The organism is Rossellomorea marisflavi (assembly GCF_022170785.1).
GTDB lineage: Bacteria > Bacillota > Bacilli > Bacillales > Bacillaceae_B > Rossellomorea > Rossellomorea marisflavi_B.
In genome coordinates this window covers 3,450,906-3,472,073 of sequence record NZ_CP081870.1, presented here as the reverse complement: position 1 = coordinate 3,472,073, position 21,168 = coordinate 3,450,906, and the positions used below count along the sequence as shown (strand labels likewise).

Annotated in this window: 21 protein-coding genes, 1 other RNA gene and 1 riboswitch; of the genes, 16 read left to right on the top strand and 6 right to left on the bottom strand. The window is 47.9% G+C overall.

Going from position 1 to position 21,168, the window contains the following annotated elements; genetic code table 11:
- Window positions 1-75 precede the first annotated feature (75 nt).
- A complete protein-coding gene (locus tag K6T23_RS18155) occupies window positions 76-714 on the top strand; it encodes a DedA family protein (RefSeq protein ID WP_273546586.1) in 639 nt (212 codons plus the stop codon).
- A gap of 50 nt (window positions 715-764) precedes the next feature.
- On the opposite strand, the gene K6T23_RS18150 is transcribed toward K6T23_RS18155, so the two are convergent.
- On the bottom strand, window positions 765-1,355 hold the full coding sequence (locus K6T23_RS18150) for an undecaprenyl-diphosphatase (RefSeq protein ID WP_238282341.1): 591 nt from the start codon (window positions 1,353-1,355) through the stop codon (window positions 765-767).
- Between the two features lie 319 nt (window positions 1,356-1,674).
- Here K6T23_RS18150 and K6T23_RS18145 point away from each other — a divergent pair, with 319 nt between their 5' ends.
- The gene (locus tag K6T23_RS18145; RefSeq protein WP_079515543.1) at window positions 1,675-2,385 is read left to right on the top strand and encodes a response regulator transcription factor; all 711 of its coding nucleotides are present in this window, start codon (window positions 1,675-1,677) and stop codon (window positions 2,383-2,385) included.
- On the top strand, window positions 2,363-3,712 hold the full coding sequence (locus K6T23_RS18140) for a sensor histidine kinase (protein WP_238282339.1): 1,350 nt from the start codon (window positions 2,363-2,365) through the stop codon (window positions 3,710-3,712). Before K6T23_RS18145 ends, K6T23_RS18140 begins: the two co-directional genes overlap by 23 nt.
- A gap of 301 nt (window positions 3,713-4,013) precedes the next feature.
- Here the strand turns inward: K6T23_RS18140 and K6T23_RS18135 are convergent, their stop codons facing one another.
- The 3 genes from K6T23_RS18135 to K6T23_RS18125 form a co-directional block, all read right to left on the bottom strand.
- On the bottom strand, window positions 4,014-4,607 hold the full coding sequence (locus tag K6T23_RS18135) for an NDxxF motif lipoprotein (RefSeq protein WP_238282337.1): 594 nt from the start codon (window positions 4,605-4,607) through the stop codon (window positions 4,014-4,016).
- Between the two features lie 220 nt (window positions 4,608-4,827).
- Complete coding sequence (locus K6T23_RS18130; protein WP_238282335.1) at window positions 4,828-5,280, bottom strand: hypothetical protein; 453 nt, start codon at window positions 5,278-5,280, stop codon at window positions 4,828-4,830.
- A 52-nt stretch (window positions 5,281-5,332) separates the two neighbouring features.
- Entirely contained in the window at window positions 5,333-5,869 is a 537-nt protein-coding gene (locus K6T23_RS18125; RefSeq protein WP_337946917.1) for a GNAT family N-acetyltransferase, read from the bottom strand.
- Window positions 5,870-6,107: 238 nt separating this feature from the next.
- Between K6T23_RS18125 and rpoN the strand changes: the two genes are divergently transcribed.
- The 13 genes from rpoN to ssrA all read left to right on the top strand — a co-directional run bounded on the left by rpoN (window position 6,108) and on the right by ssrA (window position 19,947).
- Window positions 6,108-7,385 (top strand): RNA polymerase factor sigma-54, encoded by a 1,278-nt coding sequence (rpoN, locus tag K6T23_RS18120; RefSeq protein WP_238282331.1) that lies wholly within the window; start codon window positions 6,108-6,110, stop codon window positions 7,383-7,385.
- 11 nt (window positions 7,386-7,396) lie between these two features.
- Window positions 7,397-7,642, top strand: coding sequence for a glutaredoxin family protein (locus K6T23_RS18115; RefSeq protein ID WP_056540654.1), 246 nt, complete (start codon window positions 7,397-7,399; stop codon window positions 7,640-7,642).
- 157 nt (window positions 7,643-7,799) lie between these two features.
- Entirely contained in the window at window positions 7,800-8,822 is a 1,023-nt protein-coding gene (locus K6T23_RS18110) for a sugar-binding transcriptional regulator (RefSeq protein WP_053429169.1), read from the top strand.
- 53 nt (window positions 8,823-8,875) lie between these two features.
- Entirely contained in the window at window positions 8,876-9,883 is a 1,008-nt protein-coding gene (gene gap, locus K6T23_RS18105; RefSeq protein WP_048006745.1) for a type I glyceraldehyde-3-phosphate dehydrogenase, read from the top strand.
- A gap of 176 nt (window positions 9,884-10,059) precedes the next feature.
- The gene (locus tag K6T23_RS18100) at window positions 10,060-11,244 is read left to right on the top strand and encodes a phosphoglycerate kinase (protein ID WP_048013385.1); all 1,185 of its coding nucleotides are present in this window, start codon (window positions 10,060-10,062) and stop codon (window positions 11,242-11,244) included.
- Between the two features lie 47 nt (window positions 11,245-11,291).
- On the top strand, window positions 11,292-12,056 hold the full coding sequence (tpiA, locus tag K6T23_RS18095; RefSeq protein ID WP_048015738.1) for a triose-phosphate isomerase: 765 nt from the start codon (window positions 11,292-11,294) through the stop codon (window positions 12,054-12,056).
- Entirely contained in the window at window positions 12,049-13,584 is a 1,536-nt protein-coding gene (gpmI, locus tag K6T23_RS18090; protein ID WP_238282321.1) for a 2,3-bisphosphoglycerate-independent phosphoglycerate mutase, read from the top strand. The genes tpiA and gpmI overlap by 8 nt, the downstream gene beginning before the upstream one ends.
- An 83-nt stretch (window positions 13,585-13,667) precedes the next feature.
- Window positions 13,668-14,960, top strand: a complete 1,293-nt coding sequence (eno, locus tag K6T23_RS18085) for a phosphopyruvate hydratase (protein WP_048006749.1) — start codon at window positions 13,668-13,670, stop codon at window positions 14,958-14,960.
- Between the two features lie 145 nt (window positions 14,961-15,105).
- Window positions 15,106-15,333, top strand: coding sequence for a preprotein translocase subunit SecG (gene secG, locus K6T23_RS18080; RefSeq protein ID WP_048006750.1), 228 nt, complete (start codon window positions 15,106-15,108; stop codon window positions 15,331-15,333).
- A 433-nt stretch (window positions 15,334-15,766) separates the two neighbouring features.
- Window positions 15,767-16,513 carry an alpha/beta hydrolase gene (locus tag K6T23_RS18075; protein WP_142129236.1) on the top strand — a complete coding sequence of 249 codons (747 nt, stop codon included), beginning with the start codon at window positions 15,767-15,769 and terminating at the stop codon, window positions 16,511-16,513.
- Between the two features lie 21 nt (window positions 16,514-16,534).
- Window positions 16,535-18,883, top strand: a complete 2,349-nt coding sequence (rnr, locus tag K6T23_RS18070) for a ribonuclease R (RefSeq protein ID WP_238282313.1) — start codon at window positions 16,535-16,537, stop codon at window positions 18,881-18,883.
- Window positions 18,884-18,984: 101 nt separating this feature from the next.
- Window positions 18,985-19,458: an SsrA-binding protein SmpB gene (gene smpB, locus K6T23_RS18065; RefSeq protein WP_048006753.1), complete on the top strand. Its 474-nt coding sequence runs from the start codon at window positions 18,985-18,987 to the stop codon at window positions 19,456-19,458.
- Window positions 19,459-19,583: 125 nt separating this feature from the next.
- Window positions 19,584-19,947: a transfer-messenger RNA gene (gene ssrA / locus K6T23_RS18060) on the top strand.
- Window positions 19,948-20,030: 83 nt separating this feature from the next.
- Here the strand turns inward: ssrA and K6T23_RS18055 are convergent.
- Together K6T23_RS18055 and K6T23_RS18050 are read right to left on the bottom strand one after the other, a co-directional pair.
- Entirely contained in the window at window positions 20,031-20,174 is a 144-nt protein-coding gene (locus K6T23_RS18055; RefSeq protein ID WP_238282304.1) for a hypothetical protein, read from the bottom strand.
- 94 nt (window positions 20,175-20,268) lie between these two features.
- Complete coding sequence (locus K6T23_RS18050) at window positions 20,269-20,616, bottom strand: VOC family protein (RefSeq protein WP_238282302.1); 348 nt, start codon at window positions 20,614-20,616, stop codon at window positions 20,269-20,271.
- Between the two features lie 311 nt (window positions 20,617-20,927).
- Window positions 20,928-21,121: riboswitch (cobalamin riboswitch) on the top strand.
- Window positions 21,122-21,168 lie beyond the last annotated feature (47 nt).

Below are 21,168 nucleotides of genomic sequence, written 5' to 3'. Positions count from 1 at the left end.
AGATGGATTGGTGAAATGCCGGACCATCGTTTATCATGGATAGAGTAATAGGTCATCAGGATAGGAGCTAATAGAGTGAGTACTATCATCGATGTTTTTCTGCATCTTGATCAGCATATAGCGGGGTATATGAATGAATACGGCGTATGGATCTACGTCATCCTGTTTGTTATCATTTTTTGTGAGACGGGTCTTGTGGTCCTTCCGTTTCTTCCGGGGGACTCCCTGCTTTTCGCTACAGGGGCCCTTGCAGCATCTGGGTCGATTCACCTGATGTGGATCTTCCTGATCTTCTGTGTGGCGGCCATTGCCGGAGACACGCTTAATTACACGATTGGTCATTATTCCGGGAGTAAGGTGGAGGCACGGGAAAAACTGTTCTTCGTGAAAAGGGAGTCGTTGGACAAGACCAATCGCTTCTTCGACAAGCATGGATCTGCCACCATCATCTTGTCGCGATTCATACCCATCATCCGGACGTTCGCCCCGTTCACGGCAGGGGTGGGGAAGATGCCCTATGCGAAATTCCTTTCTTATAATGTGATAGGGGGAATCGTTTGGGTTAGCATCGCATTGTTTGCCGGTTATTTCTTCGGGAACATTCCGGTGATCAAGGACAACTTCAGTGTCCTCGTACTGGGCATTGTCGCTGTTTCCCTCTTACCCGTCGCATTTGCTTTCGTCAAGAACAAATGGACGGCACTGAAGAACTGATACAATGAAAAAAGGAAAACACCGGTCATGTGAACGGTGTTTTCCTTTTGTTATTTGAAGTCGATGCTGCGCTCCGCTTCCTTTGATTTAGGAACAAACGGAATGCGGTTATAGATCCGGATGATCCCATTGATGAGTGGGTCGAGGATCGGATACAGCTTGTAGACGACCAGGCTGACGATTCCTGCGACAACAATGCTTCCTGCCACATCAAATGGATAATGATTCCCGACATAAATGCGGGAGAATCCGGTCAATAGGGCGAATGCGAGCATTACGGAACCGAGCTTGCGGTGCACGTAAAGCACGGCGAAGGCAAGGGCAACGGCACCTGTCGTGTGGTCACTCGGGAATGATGCATCTGCATCATGAGGAACGAGCAGATTCACTTCGTGCGAGACAAACGGCCTTGGTTCGAAATATATATGGGCAATGACGCTATTAAGAATCAAGGCGACAATGCCCGTGATCCCTGCATAGAGGACCGTACGCTTCATATCGTTTTTTCCGAAGAGCCACATCAGTACAAGGACAATGGCAAAAATGAACAGGGCGTTGTTCGTCACCCCTGCCATGAAACCATCCCAAAACGGATGATGCCCGGCATGTTGATTGATGGATTTAAATAGTGAGTAATTCAAAATGATCTCCTTTATAAATGAGGATGTGTCGAAGCACGAGTACATGCTTCCGACCTAAGAGGGGTACAGCTACTATATAAAAGAAACCTGAACGCCCGATGAAGAAAACATTAATAAACAATTAAAATAGAGAGTATCATATTTTTCGTCATGGTGAAAGGTATGAGGGAACGGGACCGTACTGGTTTATAGGAGTAGTCCATTAAAAATTCATGAAAATGACTGCGTTCATTCTTTAACATGCTACAGTATAGGTAGGAAGAACCTGTGGATAATGAAACAAGATATAGATCGTTAGAAGAGAAGGGATGAAGCCAGGGTGAAAACGCATGTACTTGTCGTCGAAGATGAAACGCAAATAGCCCGTGTCTTAAAAATGGAGCTTGAATATGAAGGCTACGAGGTCACTGTGGAGCATGAGGGAAAGAAAGGACTGGAACGGGCCCTGCAATCCGGGGTCGACCTGATCCTCTTGGATGTGATGCTCCCGGGCCTCAGCGGATTTGAAGTGCTGAGACGCATTCGCAAAGAAGACCGCGACACGCCGGTGATCCTACTGACCGCACGGAATACCACGTTCGACAAAGTGTCGGGACTTGATCAGGGTGCGAACGATTATGTGACCAAACCATTCGAAATCGAAGAGCTCCTTGCCAGGATCCGGGCATGCCTTCGGAACCATTCCCCGGGTGAGTTAAAAGATGAACGGCTAGTATCGGTGGAGGACCTGGTGGTCAATACGGAAACGAGAGAAGTGTGTAGAGGTGGCTCATCTATTACGTTAACACCGAAAGAGTATGATTTCCTTGTCTACTTGATGACCAATAAAAATAAAGTCGTGACCAGGGAAAACATCATCCTGAACGTTTGGGGCTATGAATATGAAGGGGAAACGAATGTGATCGATGTGTTCATCAGGCATCTCAGGGTCAAGGTCGACGAAGGCTTTTCAAAGCAGCTGATCACCACCGTCAGAGGGGTCGGCTTCACTATGAAGGAGAACCACGATGAAAATTACAACCAAGATTAACCTGCTTACCACTGCTTGGATGCTGTGCATTCTGGTTGTCATCAACTTTGTCGTGTACTTCCTGTTCGTTCAGAATACCGTAACCATGGAAGAAGATGTTCAATTCCACAAAGCGAAGGAGATCATGAAGGAAGTCGGAGGGACGCCGACCACGAACGACCTTGATATGGCGTTGAAGAAGCATCTTACCGAGCACTCCTTCATCCGGATCATGGGGCCGGGCGATGAACTGATTCATCAGGTGACAAATGACAGCGTGCTCTCCTCGAAGATAGAAGGAAAGTTTGCCGAGAACAAAGAAGCGAAGAATCATGTAATCAAGAACCAGCGTCATGAGGAACAGGTCCTGGTTGTCCGGGTTCCCTTCGGTAATGGAGAGCGGAGCTTGGAGATCGTCGAACGTATGGAAGGATTGGAGGCACGTAAGGAAACTCTGAAGGGCATCCTCATTGCCTGTACGGTCCTTGCCGCCGTCTTCTCTCTTCTGGGGGGCAGATGGCTTGCCAACACAATCATGCGGCCGATCTCCAATATGATCAAGACAATGGAAGAAATCGAAACGAGCGGGGTGCCGAAGACCATCTCCATTGAAAAACGGGAAAACGATGAGCTTCAAACGATGGCTCAAACGTTCAACCGGATGATCAGTAGGATCCAAGGGAACATGGCGAAACAGGCCCAGTTCGTTTCGGACGCTTCCCATGAGTTGAAGACGCCCCTGACCGTCATCAAGAGCTATGCCAATCTGCTCCGGAGGCACGGGGTCGAAAACAAAGAAATCGCAGACGAGGCGATCCAGGCCATCCATTCAGAAGCAACGAGGATCCAGAAGATGACCGATACGTTTCTCGACTTGGCGGATCTGGAGAAAGAAAACGTCCTTGAAATCAGTCAGATCGACCTCGTGACCCTTTCACGGAGCAGCATCAAGCAGCTTCAGGAGGTCTATCATCGGGATATACGGCTGCACACGGACGCTCCACGGGTGATCATTCCGGCAGATGAACTGAAGATCAAGCAGGTCATCATCATCATTCTTGATAACGCCATGAAATACAGCAGTGACAAAATCGATGTCTATATCGAGAAGGTAGGCGATCTCGCCGTCCTCCGCGTCAAAGACTACGGGATCGGAATCCCAAGGGAAGAGATCACCAACATCTTTGAACGATTTTACCGCGTCGATAAAGCAAGAAGCAGGGAAACCGGCGGTACCGGCCTCGGACTCCACATTGCCCGGAGCATCATGAAGCTCCACCTCGGTGAGATCAACATCCGGAGTGAGGAAGGGAAGGGGACCGAAGTGGAACTTGTGTTTGTAGGGTGATAAAACAAAAAAGGGACCATTTCATGAAGAACACTCATATAGCTTCTTTATGCCGCTTATGATTTCCGTGCAAGACTTCGCTTTTCGCGGGTAGCCCGTGATTCTCCTCGGCGGGCCAGGCGTGGTCTCACATTAGCTACTCTTCCCGCAGAAGTCTTCGTCTTGCACTCCAATCAACCCCTGGAAACAATGAAATCGTAATGGTCATGAAACAACTAAAAACCCGAATTTATTCGCCTGCTCAAAGGCAATAAATTCGGGTTTTACTATGGCTAAAACACTTCTGTCACAGCCTCTTTCTTTATTGTTGGAATGCCCGTGTCTGAATGTCCTTCTCACGCAGGAAGTCTTCGATTTTCTTCTGTTCCCGGCCGTTCACGGACCCGCTTGATCCCAGGATGGTTTCCAGGTCACTGACTTTCATCTCTCCCTTATCAAAGCGATCAAATGCTTTATCCATGGAACGTATATAGTCATTGTAGTCGGTGATATATCGGCTTATGCGGTCCGCTTCTTTGGCATAATCAGCCGGGAGGGAGTTGGCTGTGATAAAGTCGCTGAAGTTTTGATCATTCTCTTCTATTAAGGAAAGGGTCTTATTTACTTTATCCATCTCTTCGCGAGTCGGCTCCTCCTCGGAATAGATGGTTTCCTGGAAAGCCTGCATGATTTCATCCAGATCCTCACTGCTATCCAGGTACAGGATGATGGCGCTCTTTATTTCGTCTTCCGTAATGGACGCGCCCTTACGATCAGACGTAAAGATGGTGTCTGGGACTTGAACCTCCGACAAGGTTGCGACCGGTTCATCTTCCAGGTCTTGATGGGGTTCAGCTTGCTGGCAACCACAGAGAACGAGTAGTGCTGCTATGACACTGGACAATGTCTTTTTCACCTTATGCCCATCCTCCTTTCAACATGGATCAGTTCCGTTTTAGGCGCCTGATCAGCCTTCATTTCTTATATCACTCATCTGATATACTATACGGTGCATTATAACAATTAAAACCATAAAAAGGAATATTTACGTTATATAATGTAAAATTATACCCGCATTCATTCACGGCTGGCTTGCATCACTCCATTAAAAATAGGACTCCCCAAAAAGGGAAGTCCTATTTTGCCATCACACCATCCTGCCATTTCATATACACATAGATCAACACGCTCAAAATGGTCGTGATGCAATACACTCCAAGCGGATGAATCCGGTGTAGCTCATAAATCCCTAAGTATTCAAACCAGGGACTCACGAGAAACGCGAGAAACGCATCCACTACCAGGTTCGTGATGAAATACCGCCAAAAATGTCCGTACGTAAAATATAAAATCACGATCGTTCCCACAAGGAACAATCCGTACACAAAAGAGGTGATATTCGTGAACAATGGAATCGTCTTTGTCACCTTCCACCAGTCTAAGGCATCGGCCATCTGGAACACCACGGTCAGGAGCAGTGCCCCGAACACACCTCCAGGGAAGAATCGTTTCACTTGATAAGAACGCAATGGGATCAGGATAAACCAGGGCAGGATGAGCATGGACCATAATAAGAGTAGCGTAAACATAAACTCTCCTTCGTTCCGTCATTTGCCCTTAGTATGTCCGTCCTATTCATTCTTACTCAGGTTTCCAATCGGATCGCAGGATTGCGTACAGCTTCATATCCACGTACCTTCCCTTTGATTTCTCGCCATCACGCAAGGTTCCTTCAAAGAGATATCCGTTCTTCTCCAAGACGGCGGCAGAGGCATCGTTGCCATTTTCCACTTTTGCTTCGATCCGGTTCATACCGAGTACCTCAAAAGCGTGACGGGTGAGGAGCTCGACCGCTTCGGTACCGATTCCGTTCCCCCAGTGGGAAGGCAGGAGGTCATAGCCGATCTCCGTAATAAGGTTGTCACGATCAAAGTGATTGTAGCCGCATGACCCGATGAGCTCGCCTGAGTCACGATTAAAGATTGAAAAGCGCAAGGCCTTGTTTTCGGCTGCAAGCTCTGTCAGCAGGGTGATCATATCCCTTGCCTGCTGTTCATCTGTGAACTGGTCGATGTTCATGAATCGCGTCACATCGGGATGTGACCATAGCGAAAAGAGTGCAGGCGCATCTTCCAGTGTCATTTCGGTCAATTGCAGTCGTTTCGTTTGTAATGTCATTATCAATAGATCCCTCCGTTTTTATGAATGAATGCCATCATGGAGTCTTCCTATTGATTTCTGCGCATAATTCAGTCCCTTCACCATGTAGATATTTCCATTTTAATACCATATTGAAGAGAATACAAGGAATGATGCACAGAATGCCTTCATAGCAATAGGTAAAGCGATTCCAGTAGATTCCCGTTAACGAATAAGGAGTTTTCATGTAAAATGGAAAAGTGGGAGGGTACATATCATGAATTTGAGTGCAGGACTTTTTCAGCAAAAGCAACAAAAGCTCCAGATGACCCAGCAGCTTTCACAGGCGATCACAATCCTTCAATATACAACGATGGAGCTGAATGACTACCTGGAATCGAAAGCGATGGAGAACCCCCTGATCCAATTGAAACCACCCAAGCGGAAGCTAGCAGAGTGGCAGGATTTCGCATCGGATACCGCGATAAGCCTATCCGAAGCTTTATTGATACAATTGAATTTGAAATCGCTTACAAATAGTGAGCGTAATTGTGTAGAAGAATTGATATTCAGCCTTGATGGGAATGGGTATCTGCATATTGAAGGCGACCAATTGTTGGAGAAATATAAACTCGGAGAGGAAGCACTTGAAGAGATGATCAGCCTGATCCAATCGTTGGAACCTGCCGGCATCGGGGCCCGCTCCTTGCAGGAGTGCATCTACCTTCAGCTCGACCGTCGATGGGAGGTGCCTGATTTCGTCCTCACCATCGTGAGCGATCATTTCCAGGCTTTTGCGGACCGCAAGTGGAAGGAAATCGCAAAAATCTTGGGCCTCGAGCTGAAGCAAGTACAGACGGCGGCTGATTTCATCACACAGTGCAATCCTCGGCCGGGATCGGCCTATGCCAAGGATTTCTCTCATTATATCGTCCCTGAGCTCAATGTAAGAGTCCAGGGAGACGATGTGACGGTCGCCCTGTATGATGGGACTTCGATCACGGTCACTCTTAATAAGGAATATACCGATTTTCTTGGGCACCATCCCGACCGTGATACAGCGTCATATATAAAAGAAAAGAAGCAGGAATTCGAATGGCTAGTCCAGAGTCTCCGCCAACGCAAGCAGACGATGCTGAAGGTGGGGAAGGCAATCGTAGAGAAGCAGAGAGGATTTTTCCTCCAAGGACCCGGCCATCTCCAGCCCCTGACCCTGAAGCAGATTGCTGAAGAGGTCGGAGCCCATGAATCCACGATCAGCCGGGCCGTCAGGGGGAAATATGTTCAAACGCCATATGGGGTGTTTGAACTGAAGAACTTTTTTACGGCAGCGATCCGGGCCGTGGACACAGATGAAGAAATGGTGTCTGCCGGTACAGTGAAGAAGGAGCTGCAGGAGCTTGTCAATCAAGAGGACAAGCGAAAGCCCCTTTCCGACCAGAAGCTTGTGGCCCTCCTGACGGAAAAGGGGTGTGACGTCTCAAGACGGACGGTGGCGAAGTACCGGGACCAGCTTGGCATCCCGTCTTCTACGAAACGGAAACGATATGAGTGAGGGGAATGTTCATGAAAGAATTGATTTTTTACACCCGTCGGCAATGTGGGTTATGTGACGAAGCGAAGCTCACCATCAACTTACTGCGTGACGATTTTCCTTTCGAGCTGATTGAACGGAATATCGACGAGAGGGATGAGTGGACGGAGAGATTCGGTCTCATGATTCCAGTAGCGGAAATGGACGGGGAAATCCTCCAATATGGGCAAATTGACTTTTTTACTATGAGCAAGCGTTTACATGAAAAAACTCGATAGTTTCCAGTTGAATTCGCATTCACACCCTGCTAGAATTGAAGATGAAAGCAGGGTGTGAATTTTTTTTGGAGTAAGTGGGACACAATATGTCTAACCGGGACTTTTATAGTCCAGCAGATTATTGAACCTTTTACTTCGGTTTGAAGGGGCTTTGTACATGGAATCAATCATTGATATACAAAAGCGATTATTACCTGACCTGCTTGAAGTTATGCAAAAAAGGCATCAGATTCTCCGTTCCATCCGCTTCATGCAGCCAGTCGGCCGCAGAAGCTTGGCACAGAACCTGGGGCTGACGGAGCGTGTACTCAGGAGCGAAGTTGAATTCCTGAAAAATCAAGATCTCATCGACATCAAGACGTCCGGAATGATCATGACCGAAGATGGCATGCAACTACTGGAAAAAATTGAATGCATGATGAGGGAGATTTCGGGAATTAATGAAATGGAGCATCGGCTCAAGTCGTTACTCAATCTTCATGAAATTGTAATTGTTCCGGGGAATAGCGACGAGTCACCGTGGGTAAAGGAAGAATTGGGGCGTGCGACAGCATCCAGTATGAAACGCCGCCTAAAGGGGAATACTACAATCGCTGTGACTGGCGGTTCAACCATGGCCTCTGTAGCTGAAATGCTGACACCGGACCTGACGTCGTCAGAAACCTTATTCGTTCCTGCAAGAGGGGGGATCGGGGAAGACGTCAAAAACCAGGCGAACACCATCTGCTCCAAGATGGCCGAGCATACGAAATCGCGTCATCGCGTCCTCTATGTGCCTGACCAGGTAAGCAAGGAAGTCTACAAGTCCTTCCTGAAGGAACCGATGATCAAAGAAGTCCTCACCATGATCAAGTCAGCCAACATGGTCCTCCATGGAATCGGTGATGCGATCACCATGGCCGAGAGACGGAAGACATCGGAAGCCGATTATCAGAAGATCATCGACGGGCAGGCCGTCGGGGAATCATTCGGCTACTACTTCAATGAAGAAGGCGAAGTGGTACATAAGGTGCCGACCATCGGACTGCAGCTCGAGGACCTGAGCCATATCGAGCACGTCATCGCCGTAGCCGGCGGAAGCTCAAAGGCAAAAGCAATCCGGTCCTACATGAAAAGTGCTCCATCTTCAACCGTCCTCATCACGGACGAAGGAGCAGCAAAAGCGCTTTTGAAAGGGTAAATCCCTTTTGAAATATAAAATCATCCTTAACGATCTAAAGGAGGAAATTAATCATGGCAACAAAAATTGGTATTAACGGATTTGGACGTATCGGACGTAACGTATTCCGTGCAGCACTTAAAAGCAACGATGTAGAGGTAGTGGCAGTCAACGACTTGACTGATGCAAACATGCTTGCACACCTTTTACAATATGACACAGTTCACGGGAAACTTGACCAAGAAGTTACTGTTGACGGTGACTACCTAGTAGTCGGCGGCAAAAAAGTAAAAGTATTGGCTGAGCGTGACCCAGCTCAACTTGGATGGGGAGATCTTGGCGTTGAAATCGTCGTAGAATCTACTGGTCGCTTCACTAAACGTGCAGATGCTGCGAAACATATCGAAGCTGGCGCTAAAAAAGTCATCATCTCTGCTCCTGCATCTGATGAAGACATCACAATCGTAATGGGCGTTAACCACGACAAATACGACGCAGCTAGCCATGATGTTATCTCTAACGCATCTTGTACTACTAACTGCCTTGCTCCATTCGCAAAAGTACTTAACGATAAATTCGGCGTAAAACGTGGAATGATGACTACAATCCACTCTTACACAAATGATCAACAAATCCTTGATTTGCCACACAAAGACTACCGTCGTGCACGTGCAGCTGCTGAGAACATGATCCCAACTACAACTGGTGCAGCTAAAGCGGTATCTCTAGTTCTTCCAGAACTTAAAGGCAAATTGAACGGTGGAGCTGTCCGCGTTCCAACTCCAAACGTGTCACTAGTTGACCTTGTTGCTGAATTGGACAAAAACGTAACAGCTGAAGATGTAAACGCAGCTCTTAAAGAAGCAGCTGAAGGCGATCTTAAAGGAATCCTTGCTTACAGCGATGAGCCACTAGTATCTACTGACTACAATGGTAGCCCTGCTTCTTCAACAATCGATGCTCTATCTACTATGGTTCTTGAAGACAACATGGTAAAAGTAATCTCTTGGTACGATAACGAGAGCGGATACTCTAACCGTGTCGTTGACCTTGCAGGCTTCGTAGCTTCAAAAGGACTATAATTCAAACGCGTTTGGTTTTTGACATCTAGGTGATGGATGGATATATTTTGTCCCACCATCTATAATGAAGATGTGTCGAAGGGGAGCGGGGAACATTCCCCTCTCCCCTTTCCTATTCTGATTTCAAGTTTCTTGAAAAAAGAGTAGAATTTGATAACTGAAGGAGGCCTTTTTCCATGAACAAAAAATCGATCAAAGACGTCGATGTGAAAGGGAAACGCGTATTTTGCCGCGTAGACTTCAACGTGCCGATGGCAGACGGGAAGATCACCGATGAAACGCGTATCCAGGCAGCACTGCCTACCATCAAACATCTAGTAGAAGGCGGAGCGAAAGTCCTTCTGGCAAGCCATCTTGGACGTCCAAATGGTGAAGTGGTAGAAGAACTCCGTTTGACACCTGTTGCAAACCGTCTATCAGAGCTTCTTGGCAAAGACGTTGCCAAAGCAGACGAAGCATACGGTGAAGCCGTTCAGGCGAAAGTTTCAGACATGAAAGACGGAGACGTCCTTGTCCTTGAAAACGTTCGTTTCTACCCAGGTGAAACGAAAAACGATCCTGAGCTTGCGAAAGAATTTGCAGCACTTGCAGATCTTTATGTGAACGATGCATTCGGTGCAGCTCACCGTGCCCACGCTTCAACAGCAGGAATCGCCGAGCACATCCCGGCAGTTGCAGGTCTTCTTATGGAGAAAGAGCTTGAAGTCCTTGGTAAGGCACTATCAAACCCAGAACGTCCTTTCACGGCCATCGTTGGTGGAGCGAAAGTAAAAGATAAGATCGGTGTCATCGACAACCTTCTAGATAAAGTGGATAACTTGATCATCGGAGGCGGACTTGCATACACATTCGTGAAAGCAAACGGCTACGAAATCGGTCAATCCCTTCTTGAAGAAGACAAAATCGATCTAGCGAAACAATTCATGCAAAAAGCGAAAGACAAAGGCGTGAACTTCCTTATGCCGGTAGACGTGGTTGTTGGGGATGACTTCTCTAATGATGCGAATACACAGGAAGTGGGCATCGACTCCATCCCATCTGATTGGGAAGCAATGGATATCGGTCCTAAAACGCGTGAAATCTTCAGCGATGCAATCAAGAGCTCTAAACTTGTCATCTGGAACGGACCAATGGGCGTATTCGAAATGGATACATTCGCCAACGGTACGAAAGCCGTAGCAGAGGCATTGGCCGATTCAACAGATACATACTCTGTAATCGGTGGCGGAGACTCTGCAGCAGCGGTCGAGAAATTCGGATATGCTGATAAAATGAGTCATATTTCTACAGGCGGAGGAGCATCTCTTGAGTTCATGGAAGGGAAAGAACTTCCTGGAGTCACTGCTCTGAACGATAAATAATCCCTGTTTCTAAATGCGTTTAGAAAACAATCGAAAGGATGAGTAGAATGCGTAAACCGATCATCGCAGGTAACTGGAAGATGAACAAAACACTCGGTGAAGCCAAAGCTTTCACCGAAGAAGTACAAGGACTCGTTCCTGATTCAAATGTAGTTGAATCCGTGATCTGTTCACCAGCGCTTTTCCTTGAAAGCCTAGTAAACAGCACGAAGGAATACAAAGTAGAAATCGGTGCCCAAAACATGCACTTCGAAGAAAACGGAGCGTTCACAGGCGAAGTCAGCCCTGTAGCCCTTCAAGATCTTGGAGTGAAATATGTCATCCTTGGACACTCAGAACGCCGTGAAATGTTCAACGAAACGGATGAGTCTGTGAACAAGAAGACGATTGCTGCCTTCAAACACAGCCTGACTCCGATCGTATGTGTCGGTGAAACACTTGAACAACGCGAAAACAACGAAACAAACGAACTAGTCGGAGATCAAGTGAAGAAGGCCCTTGCTGGACTTTCTGCTGATCAAGTGAAGAACACCGTCATTGCTTATGAGCCAATCTGGGCAATCGGTACAGGTAAATCTTCAACGGCTGAAGATGCGAACGAAGTATGTGCCCACATCCGTCAAGTTGTGGCATCTGAGTTCGGTCAAGAAGCTGCCGATGCAGTACGCATCCAGTACGGCGGAAGCGTAAAACCTGCCAACATCAAAGAATACATGGCACAGTCTGATATCGATGGTGCATTGGTCGGTGGCGCAAGCCTTGAACCACAAAGCTTCCTTCAGCTTCTAGAAGGGGCGAGCTCTCATGAGTAAGTCTCCAGTAGCACTCATCATCCTGGACGGCTTTGCCTTCCGTGATGTGAAAGAAGGAAATGCGGTTGCTCAGGCCAACAAGCCGAACTTCGACCGCCTTTGGAACCAATACCCGCACAATCAGCTGACTGCAAGCGGTGAAGCAGTAGGTCTGCCTGATGGTCAGATGGGTAACTCTGAAGTGGGTCACTTGAACATCGGTGCCGGCCGCATCGTGTATCAAAGCCTCACGCGTGTGAACCTTGCCATCCGCGAAGGGGAGTTCGAGAAGAACGAAACCTTCAAAGATGCCATCGAACATGCTAAAAAGCACGACAAGAAGCTACACATCTTCGGACTTCTATCGGACGGAGGGGTCCACAGCCATATCGAGCATATGTATGCCCTCCTTCGCCTCGCTGCCGAAGAAGGAATGGAAGAAGTTTATGTCCATGCTTTCCTTGATGGCCGTGATGTCGGTCCTAAGACCGCGAAGAAGTACATTGAAGATGCACAAGCAAAAATGAAAGAAATCGGTGTCGGTCAATTCGCGACGATTTCTGGCCGCTATTACTCAATGGACCGCGATAAGCGCTGGGAGCGCGTGGAGAAATCCTATCGTGCCATGGTATACGGCGAAGGCCCTACGTACACGGATCCGATCGAATTGGTGAACGATTCCTACGAAAATGGAATCCATGACGAATTCGTCATCCCATCCGTGATCACAAAGGAAAACGGCGAGCCGGTTGCAACGATCCAGGATGACGATTCTGTGATCTTCTACAACTTCCGTCCCGACCGTGCCATCCAGATATCGAATACGTTTGCCAACCAAGACTTCCGTTCATTTGACCGTGGGGACAAGTTTCCTAAGAATCTGCACTTTGTCTGTTTGACGAAGTTCAGTGAAACGGTTGACGGATATGTGGCATTCAAACCGACGAACCTTGATAATACCCTTGGAGAAGTTCTTGCCCAAAACGGCTTGAAACAGCTCCGCATCGCTGAAACGGAAAAATACCCGCACGTGACATTCTTCATGAGCGGCGGCCGTGAAGCGGAATTCGAAGGGGAAAAGCGCATCCTCATCAATTCACCGAAAGTGGCAACATACGATCTGAAACCTGAAATGAGCGCATACGAAGTGACGGATGCCCTTCTTGAAGAGATCCGTGAAGACCGCCAGGATGCCATCATCCTGAACTTCGCCAACCCTGATATGGTTGGTCACTCCGGAATGCTTGAACCAACAATCAAAGCGATTGAAACCGTGGACGAATGTCTTGGTAAAATCATCGACTTGATCACTGAAAAAGGTGGCACGGCCATCATCACTGCGGACCACGGGAATGCAGATGAAGTGATCACAGAAGGCGGCGACCCAATGACAGCCCACACAACCAACCCGGTACCGGTCATCGTGACCAAAGAAGGCCTTGAACTTCGTGACGGAGGGATCCTTGGCGATCTTGCCCCAACGATGCTTGACCTCTTGAACGTCGATCAACCGGAAGAAATGACGGGTCAATCCCTCATCAAGAAGTAAACCTGCCGGCGTGCCGACCTGCAGGGGCACCCGGACGGTAAGAGCTTTTATACTAAAATCACCTATAAAAAGGAGAGTTTTTCATGCCAATCATTACTGATGTATACGCACGCGAAGTCCTTGACTCCCGTGGTAACCCAACAATCGAAGTAGAAGTTTACACTCAATCCGGAGCTTTCGGACGCGCACTTGTTCCATCTGGTGCTTCAACTGGTGAATACGAAGCAGTTGAACTTCGTGACGGCGACAAAGGCCGCTACCTTGGTAAAGGTGTAGAAAAAGCAGTCGATAACGTGAACAACGAAATCGCTGAAGAAATCATCGGTTACGATGTAACAGAACAAGTTGCCATCGACCAAGCCATGATCGCTCTTGATGGAACTGAAAACAAAGGTAAACTAGGCGCCAACGCAATCCTTGGTGTATCTATGGCTGTTGCACGCGCAGCTGCTGACTTCTTCGGAGTAGAATTGTACCAATACCTTGGTGGATTCAACGCGAAGCAACTTCCAGTACCAATGATGAACATCGTCAATGGTGGAGAGCACGCTGACAACAACGTAGACATTCAAGAATTCATGGTTATGCCTGTTGGAGCTCCTACATTCAAAGAAGCTCTTCGCATGGGTGCTGAGATCTTCCACAGCCTGAAATCAGTTCTTAAAGACAAAGGTTACAACACAGCTGTTGGTGACGAAGGCGGATTCGCTCCTAACCTTAAATCCAACGAAGAAGCTCTTTCTACAATCATCGAAGCAATCGAAAAAGCCGGTTACAAACCAGGCGAAGAAGTACTTCTTGCAATGGACGTAGCTTCTTCTGAAATCTACAACAAAGAAGACGGTAAATACCATCTTTCTGGAGAAGGCGTTGTACGTACTTCTGAAGAAATGGTTGACTGGTACGAAGAAATGGTTAACAAATACCCAATCATCTCAATCGAAGATGGTCTTGACGAAAACGACTGGGAAGGACACAAACTTCTTACTGAGCGCATCGGTAACAAAGTCCAACTCGTTGGGGATGACCTATTCGTAACAAACACAACAAAACTTTCTCAAGGGATCGAGCAAGGAATCTCTAACTCAATCCTAATCAAAGTGAACCAAATCGGTACACTTACTGAAACATTCGACGCTATCGAAATGGCTAAACGCGCTGGTTACACAGCTGTGATCTCTCACCGTTCTGGTGAAACAGAAGACAGCACAATCGCTGACATCGCGGTTGCTACTAACGCTGGTCAAATCAAAACTGGTGCTCCTTCACGTACTGACCGTGTGGCGAAATACAACCAACTTCTTCGCATCGAAGATCAATTGGCTCACACTGCTCAATACCTTGGAGCAAAAACGTTCTACAACGTTAACCGCTAATAGCCGGTTTGCCGAAATCCCCGTCCTCGGACGGGGATTTTTTTAATGGACGTCATCTAAGCGAATATTCATTATGTTCTTGTTGCCCCAGCCCCCGTATGGTAAAATGAAGACAATGTTATGTTCGGATCAGGAGGTGGGACTCATGCATACTATTTTAGTCACGTTACTTATCATCGTATCGATCGCCATGATCGTCATGGTATTGCTTCAATCAGGTAAGAGTGCTGGACTTTCAGGGGCCATCTCAGGTGGTGCGGAACAGCTATTCGGTAAACAGAAAGCGCGCGGACTCGACTTGATTTTGCACCGCATCACAATCGTATTGGCCGTACTATTCTTCATTCTTACGGTTGCCATCGTCCGTATCTAAATGAACGTTTAAAAACCTGATCTCGTTTGTGGGTCAGGTTTTTTGTTTTATCGGGGAGAATGCGATGGTTCACGGGGAGGGTAGTAGCAGCTATTACCGACTTTCAAAGATTTTCTACCGACAATCGAATTTTTTCTACTAACTCTAATGAATAGAGAAGATTCTATTACCAACAATCGCCCGTTATGATCGGGAAGAGGGACACATTACCATCCAAGAGACTTTATGGCCGACTTACTCTCTTTTGGACTGACACAAAGACATTACATACACATGCTCACCAAGGTTCGCACACTCCGCTACTAAAACCGCCACAACAATGCGAAATGGTGGATTGTCCCACCGATATTTGCTAAAAATAGAAGTGAAAAGAATCTGAACGGCTGCATCTAGCCACTAGACATCAAAGAGATCGAAAAGGAGCTATCAAACCATGAAAACCAATTTGCCGAAACCATTTACATTTGAAGCGGGGAAACGTGCTGTCCTGCTACTGCACGGGTTCACTGGGAACTCATCGGATGTGCGTATGCTCGGGCGATTCCTTGAGAAGAAGGGCTATACGTCACACGCGCCTCACTATAAGGGACATGGTGTGCCGCCGGAGGAATTGGTGCATACGGGTCCTGAAGACTGGTGGAAGGATGTCATGGACGGATATGAGCATCTGAAGGGCCTTGGGTATGAGGAAATCGCCGTTGCGGGCCTCTCACTCGGAGGGGTATTTTCATTGAAATTAGGTTACACTGTACCTGTAAAGGGTATTGTCCCAATGTGTGCTCCAATGTATATAAAAAGCGAAGAAGTCATGTATGACGGGGTAGTGGAATATGCCCGTGAATTTAAAAAATATGAAGGAAAACCCGAAGACCAGATTGAAAAGGAAATGGAAGAGTTCAAGAAGACGCCGATGGGTACGTTGAAGGCCCTTCAGGAGCTCATAGCCGATGTGCGTGGGAATGTGGATATGATCTACTCGCCGACGTTTGTCGTGCAGGCACGGAACGACCATATGATCAACACAGATTCTGCGAATATCATCTATGACAGCGTAGAGTCTGATGATAAAGAGATCAAATGGTACGAAGAGTCTGGGCACGTCATTACGCTCGATAAAGAGAAAGAGCAGCTTCACGAGGATGTGTACAACTTCCTGGAGAAACTGGACTGGACGGTATAATCACGATCAGGAGGGAATGTCATGGACGAAAATATTAAAGGGCATGTGGATAAGCTCCTTTCTTACATGAAGGAAGAAGCCTACAAGCCATTGACGGTACAAGAGCTGGAGGAAGCATTCGGAATCGAGGGGTCAGGGAACTTCAAGGATTTCGTCAAGGCGCTTGTCGTCATGGAAGAGAAGGGATTGGTGGTGCGTACAAGAAGCAACCGCTACGGTCTTCCTGAAAAAATGAATCTGGTAAGAGGGAAAGTATCGGCACATGCCAAGGGCTTCGCCTTTGTCATCCCGGAAGAGCAGGGCATGGATGATATCTTCATCCCGCCGAATGAAACAAGTAATGCGATGCACGGGGATATCGTCCTCGTACGGGTATCGGCTGCTTCGTCAGGCTCAAGACGCGAAGGGACCATCGTCCGCATTGTCGAACGTGGTGTCGATCAGATTGTCGGGACATTTACCGAAAGCAAGCATTTCGGTTTCGTCATCCCTGATGATAAGAAGTTCGCAAGTGACATCTTCATTCCGAAATCTGCCCAAAAGGGTGCGACGGAAGGACATAAGGTTGTCGTGAAGCTGACGGCTTATCCTGAAGGCCGCAAGAGCGCAGAAGGGGAAGTCATTGAAATCCTCGGGCATAAAAATGATCCCGGCGTCGATATCCTTTCCATCATCCATAAGCATGGCATCACCGTCGAGTTCCCTGAAGAAGTCATGGAGCAGGCGAATCAAGTGCCTGATGAAATCAATCCATCCGAGCTTGAGAACCGCCGCGACCTGCGCGATCAAACGATCGTCACCATTGACGGGGCCGACGCGAAGGACCTCGATGATGCCGTCACGGTTACAAAGCTTGACAACGGAAACTACAAGCTCGGCGTACATATCGCCGATGTTACTTACTATGTGAAAGAAAGCTCGCCGATCGACGAAGAAGCATTCGACCGGGGGACATCCGTCTACCTCGTGGACCGGGTCATCCCGATGATCCCCCACCGTCTGTCAAACGGGATTTGTTCATTGAATCCTCAGGTCGACCGACTGACGCTCTCATGTGATATGGAGATCACACCGAGCGGGGAAGTCGTAAAGCATGAGATTTTCCAGAGCGTGATCAAAACTGCTGAGCGGATGACCTATTCGGACGTCAACAAGATCCTGGTAGACAAAGATGACGAGCTGAGAAGCAAGTACGAGCCTCTTGTCCCGATGTTTGAGGATATGGAGAAACTGGCTCAGATCCTTCGCACGAAGCGTGAGAAGCGCGGTGCCATCGACTTCGATTTCAAAGAAGCGAAGGTGCTTGTGAACGAAGAAGGCGCTCCGACGGAAGTCGTCATGCGCGAGCGTTCCGTTGCCGAAAAGCTCATCGAGGAGTTCATGCTGGCAGCGAACGAAACCGTCGCGGAACATTTCCATTGGATGGAAGTGCCGTTCATCTATCGTATCCATGAAGATCCGAAGGAAGATAAGCTTATGCGCTTCTTCGAGTTCATCACGAACTTCGGTCTCATCGTGAAAGGCTCTGCGAATTCGATCCATCCGCGTGCCCTCCAGGAAATCATCGATGACGTCCAGGGGAAAGCGGAGGAGATGGTTGTCTCCACGATGATGCTCCGCTCCATGCAACAGGCGAAGTACGATCCGGAAAGCCTCGGTCACTTCGGCCTTGCAACAGAGTTCTATACCCACTTCACCTCACCGATCCGCCGTTATCCGGATCTGATCGTCCACCGTTTGATCAGGACATACTTGATCGAAGGAAAGGTCGACCAAGCGACGCGCGACAAATGGGGAGCACAGATGGGGAATATCGCCCAGCATACCTCCAGCCGCGAACGCCGTGCCGTCGATGCTGAACGTGAGACGGATGAGCTGAAGAAAGCAGAGTACATGGAAGACAAGGTCGGGGAAGAGTACGACGGGATCATCAGCTCTGTCACCAACTTCGGACTGTTCGTCGAGCTTCCGAATACAATCGAGGGCCTTGTCCATGTGAGCTACATGACCGATGACTATTACCGGTTTGATGAGCGTCAGTTGGCCATGATCGGAGAGCGCACGGCAAACGTCTACCGCATCGGTGACGAAATCACTGTCCGCGTGGTAAACGTCAACAAGGACGAACGCGCCATCGACTTCGAGATCGTCGGCATGAAAGGCACCCGTCGCCGCGACGACAAAGCCCGCTCATTCCGACCGGAACGTAAAGGTAAACCGACAAGCAAGCCGGGCAAAAAGCCTGCTGATAAAGACAAAAAAGAAGGCGGCGAATGGTCCACACGCCCGCCGAAGAACAATAAGAAGAAAAAGAAGAACAAAAAGTTCTTCGACAATGCTCCAAAAAGCAAACGCAAAAAGAAAAAGTAAGCATAAGGAGCATGGGAATCCACCCGTGCTCCTGTTTCATCCTACCCATACTGGTGTATTTATGAGATAATGGCACCACAGAAAGAGAGAGAGGGATTCACATGCCAAAGGGAGAAGGCAAGCTCATTGCCCAGAATAAAAAAGCCCGCCATGACTTCGCCGTCGAAGAGACGTTCGAAGCAGGCATCGTCCTCCAGGGGACGGAAATCAAATCGATCCGCGGCGGTCGCGTCAACTTGAAGGATTCCTTCGCCCGCATCCGAAACGGAGAAGTATACGTCTACAACATGCACGTATCGCCTTACGAGCAGGGGAACCGGTACAATCATGATCCGCTCCGCACGAGGAAGCTCCTCCTTCACCGCAGGCAGATCAATAAGCTCATCGGTGAAACGAAAGAAGCAGGATATTCACTCGTCCCGCTGAAGCTGTACATCAAAAACGGCGTCGCCAAGCTCCTCATCGGTCTTGCACGTGGTAAGAAGAAATATGACAAACGTGAAGATCTGAAGCGCAAGGAAGCCAACCGCTCCATCCAGCGCGAGCTCGCCCAAAGGCAAAAAGGGAATTACTGATCCTTCCAGTTGCATTTGGCGCTCAGTTTGTTATAATAAATAGTGTCGCAGGGCAAACTGACTGCGATAAGAACAATTGAATAAGTAACCAGTGAGAACTTATTCTTTCCCGTTCTTCCTCATATGGGGACGTTACGGATTCGACAGGGATAGTTCGAGCTTGGGTTGCGAGCCGTAGGGATCGTCTACGTTAAAACGTCAAAGCCAATAATAACTGGCAAAACTAACAATAACCTAGCTCTAGCTGCGTAATAGCGCTTTAGCTGTTCCTCCCTCCATCGCCTATGTGGTAGGGTAAGGGACTCACTCTTAGTAGGCTACGCCGGAGTCCACCGTCTGAGGACAAAGGAAGAGATTAACCAGACTAGCTGCACGGACGCCAGTCGGTAGGCATAAGCTGCAGCGAAACCGCGAATATATCGACTACGCTCGTAGACGCACAAGTGCCGTTATTTCTGGACGAGGGTTCGACTCCCTCCGTCTCCACCAAATACATATTTGGTGGTTTTATTTTGTCTTAAATAGTTAACACAAGCCATCCCGGCTTCCTTCAGGGATGGCTTTTTTAGTGTTTAGAGGTTATTCGTGTTGATACGAGGAGCACGTGGTTCCAGTTCAGCGCTCGCCTTGGCATTTTCATTGTTTCGGTCGTGTTGATTTTGTCTTTCCTTATCCAATGCAGATCGGTTTTCTGATTTGCTCTTTTTATCCTTCATGCCATCGCCCCCTCTTGCTAATATGCTCCAAGAATGAGGGCTTGAATCATACAAAAAAGGACTTGTCGAAACAAGTCCTCTTGCTATTCAATGACTATTTCTCCCACAGTTCGATCAGCCGCCCATCCGGGTCCTTGATCCAAACGAACTGGCCAAAGTCGCCGCTCTGCTTATCCTTCGCAAGTGGGACCCCGACCCGCTCAATGTGAGCGAGTACCTCTTCCATATCATGAACCTGAAAGTTCACCATCACCTGTTGGTCTTTCGGAAAATACTCATCCTCGTTGTCAAACAGTGAGAAGATGGTCTCACTGTTTCCTTCAATTTTTATGATTGCACCGTTCCATTCACCGATATCCAAGCCTAAAACCTTGTTGTACCATTGTTTCAAAGCCTCTGGGTTTTGCGATCTCCAGAAGACTCCTCCGAATCCTTTGATCATTTTTGTGAATCCTCACTTTCTAAATAACTTCTCTTACTACGTTATTTCGGTATAAGATTCACAACTCCTTCCATCATATTCAATTGATTTAAGGCTATAGGTATTGAACTTTTAAAAGAGACGCCCTGAGCGCTAATATAAATCGGGATGACTACCATTATCATGGAAAAAGATTGGTAAAATAATTTTCAATGGTACAAACCCCGACAAACCCCGCCACCCATCAACATCCTTCCCCATTTCCTGATATTCCTCCAATTAACAGTATATTGAATTGAGCGAATGTTTCCATTAAGATGGAGAGGAATATAACTTCATAGGTGCATATTGGTTCAGCCTCGGGTTCGGGGCTGATTAAAAGGGAATCAGGTGTGAATCCTGAGCGGTCCGGCCACTGTAAGTGATGAGCGATCTTTTGGAAATGCCACTGGATGTTAGAGTCCGGGAAGGCGGAAGGGAGCGATGAATCATGAGTCAGGAGACCTGCCTGTATGTGTATTGGTGGAGCCTTCCGGTAAAAGGTGAAGCGAGGTGGATCAGTATGCATGGGGT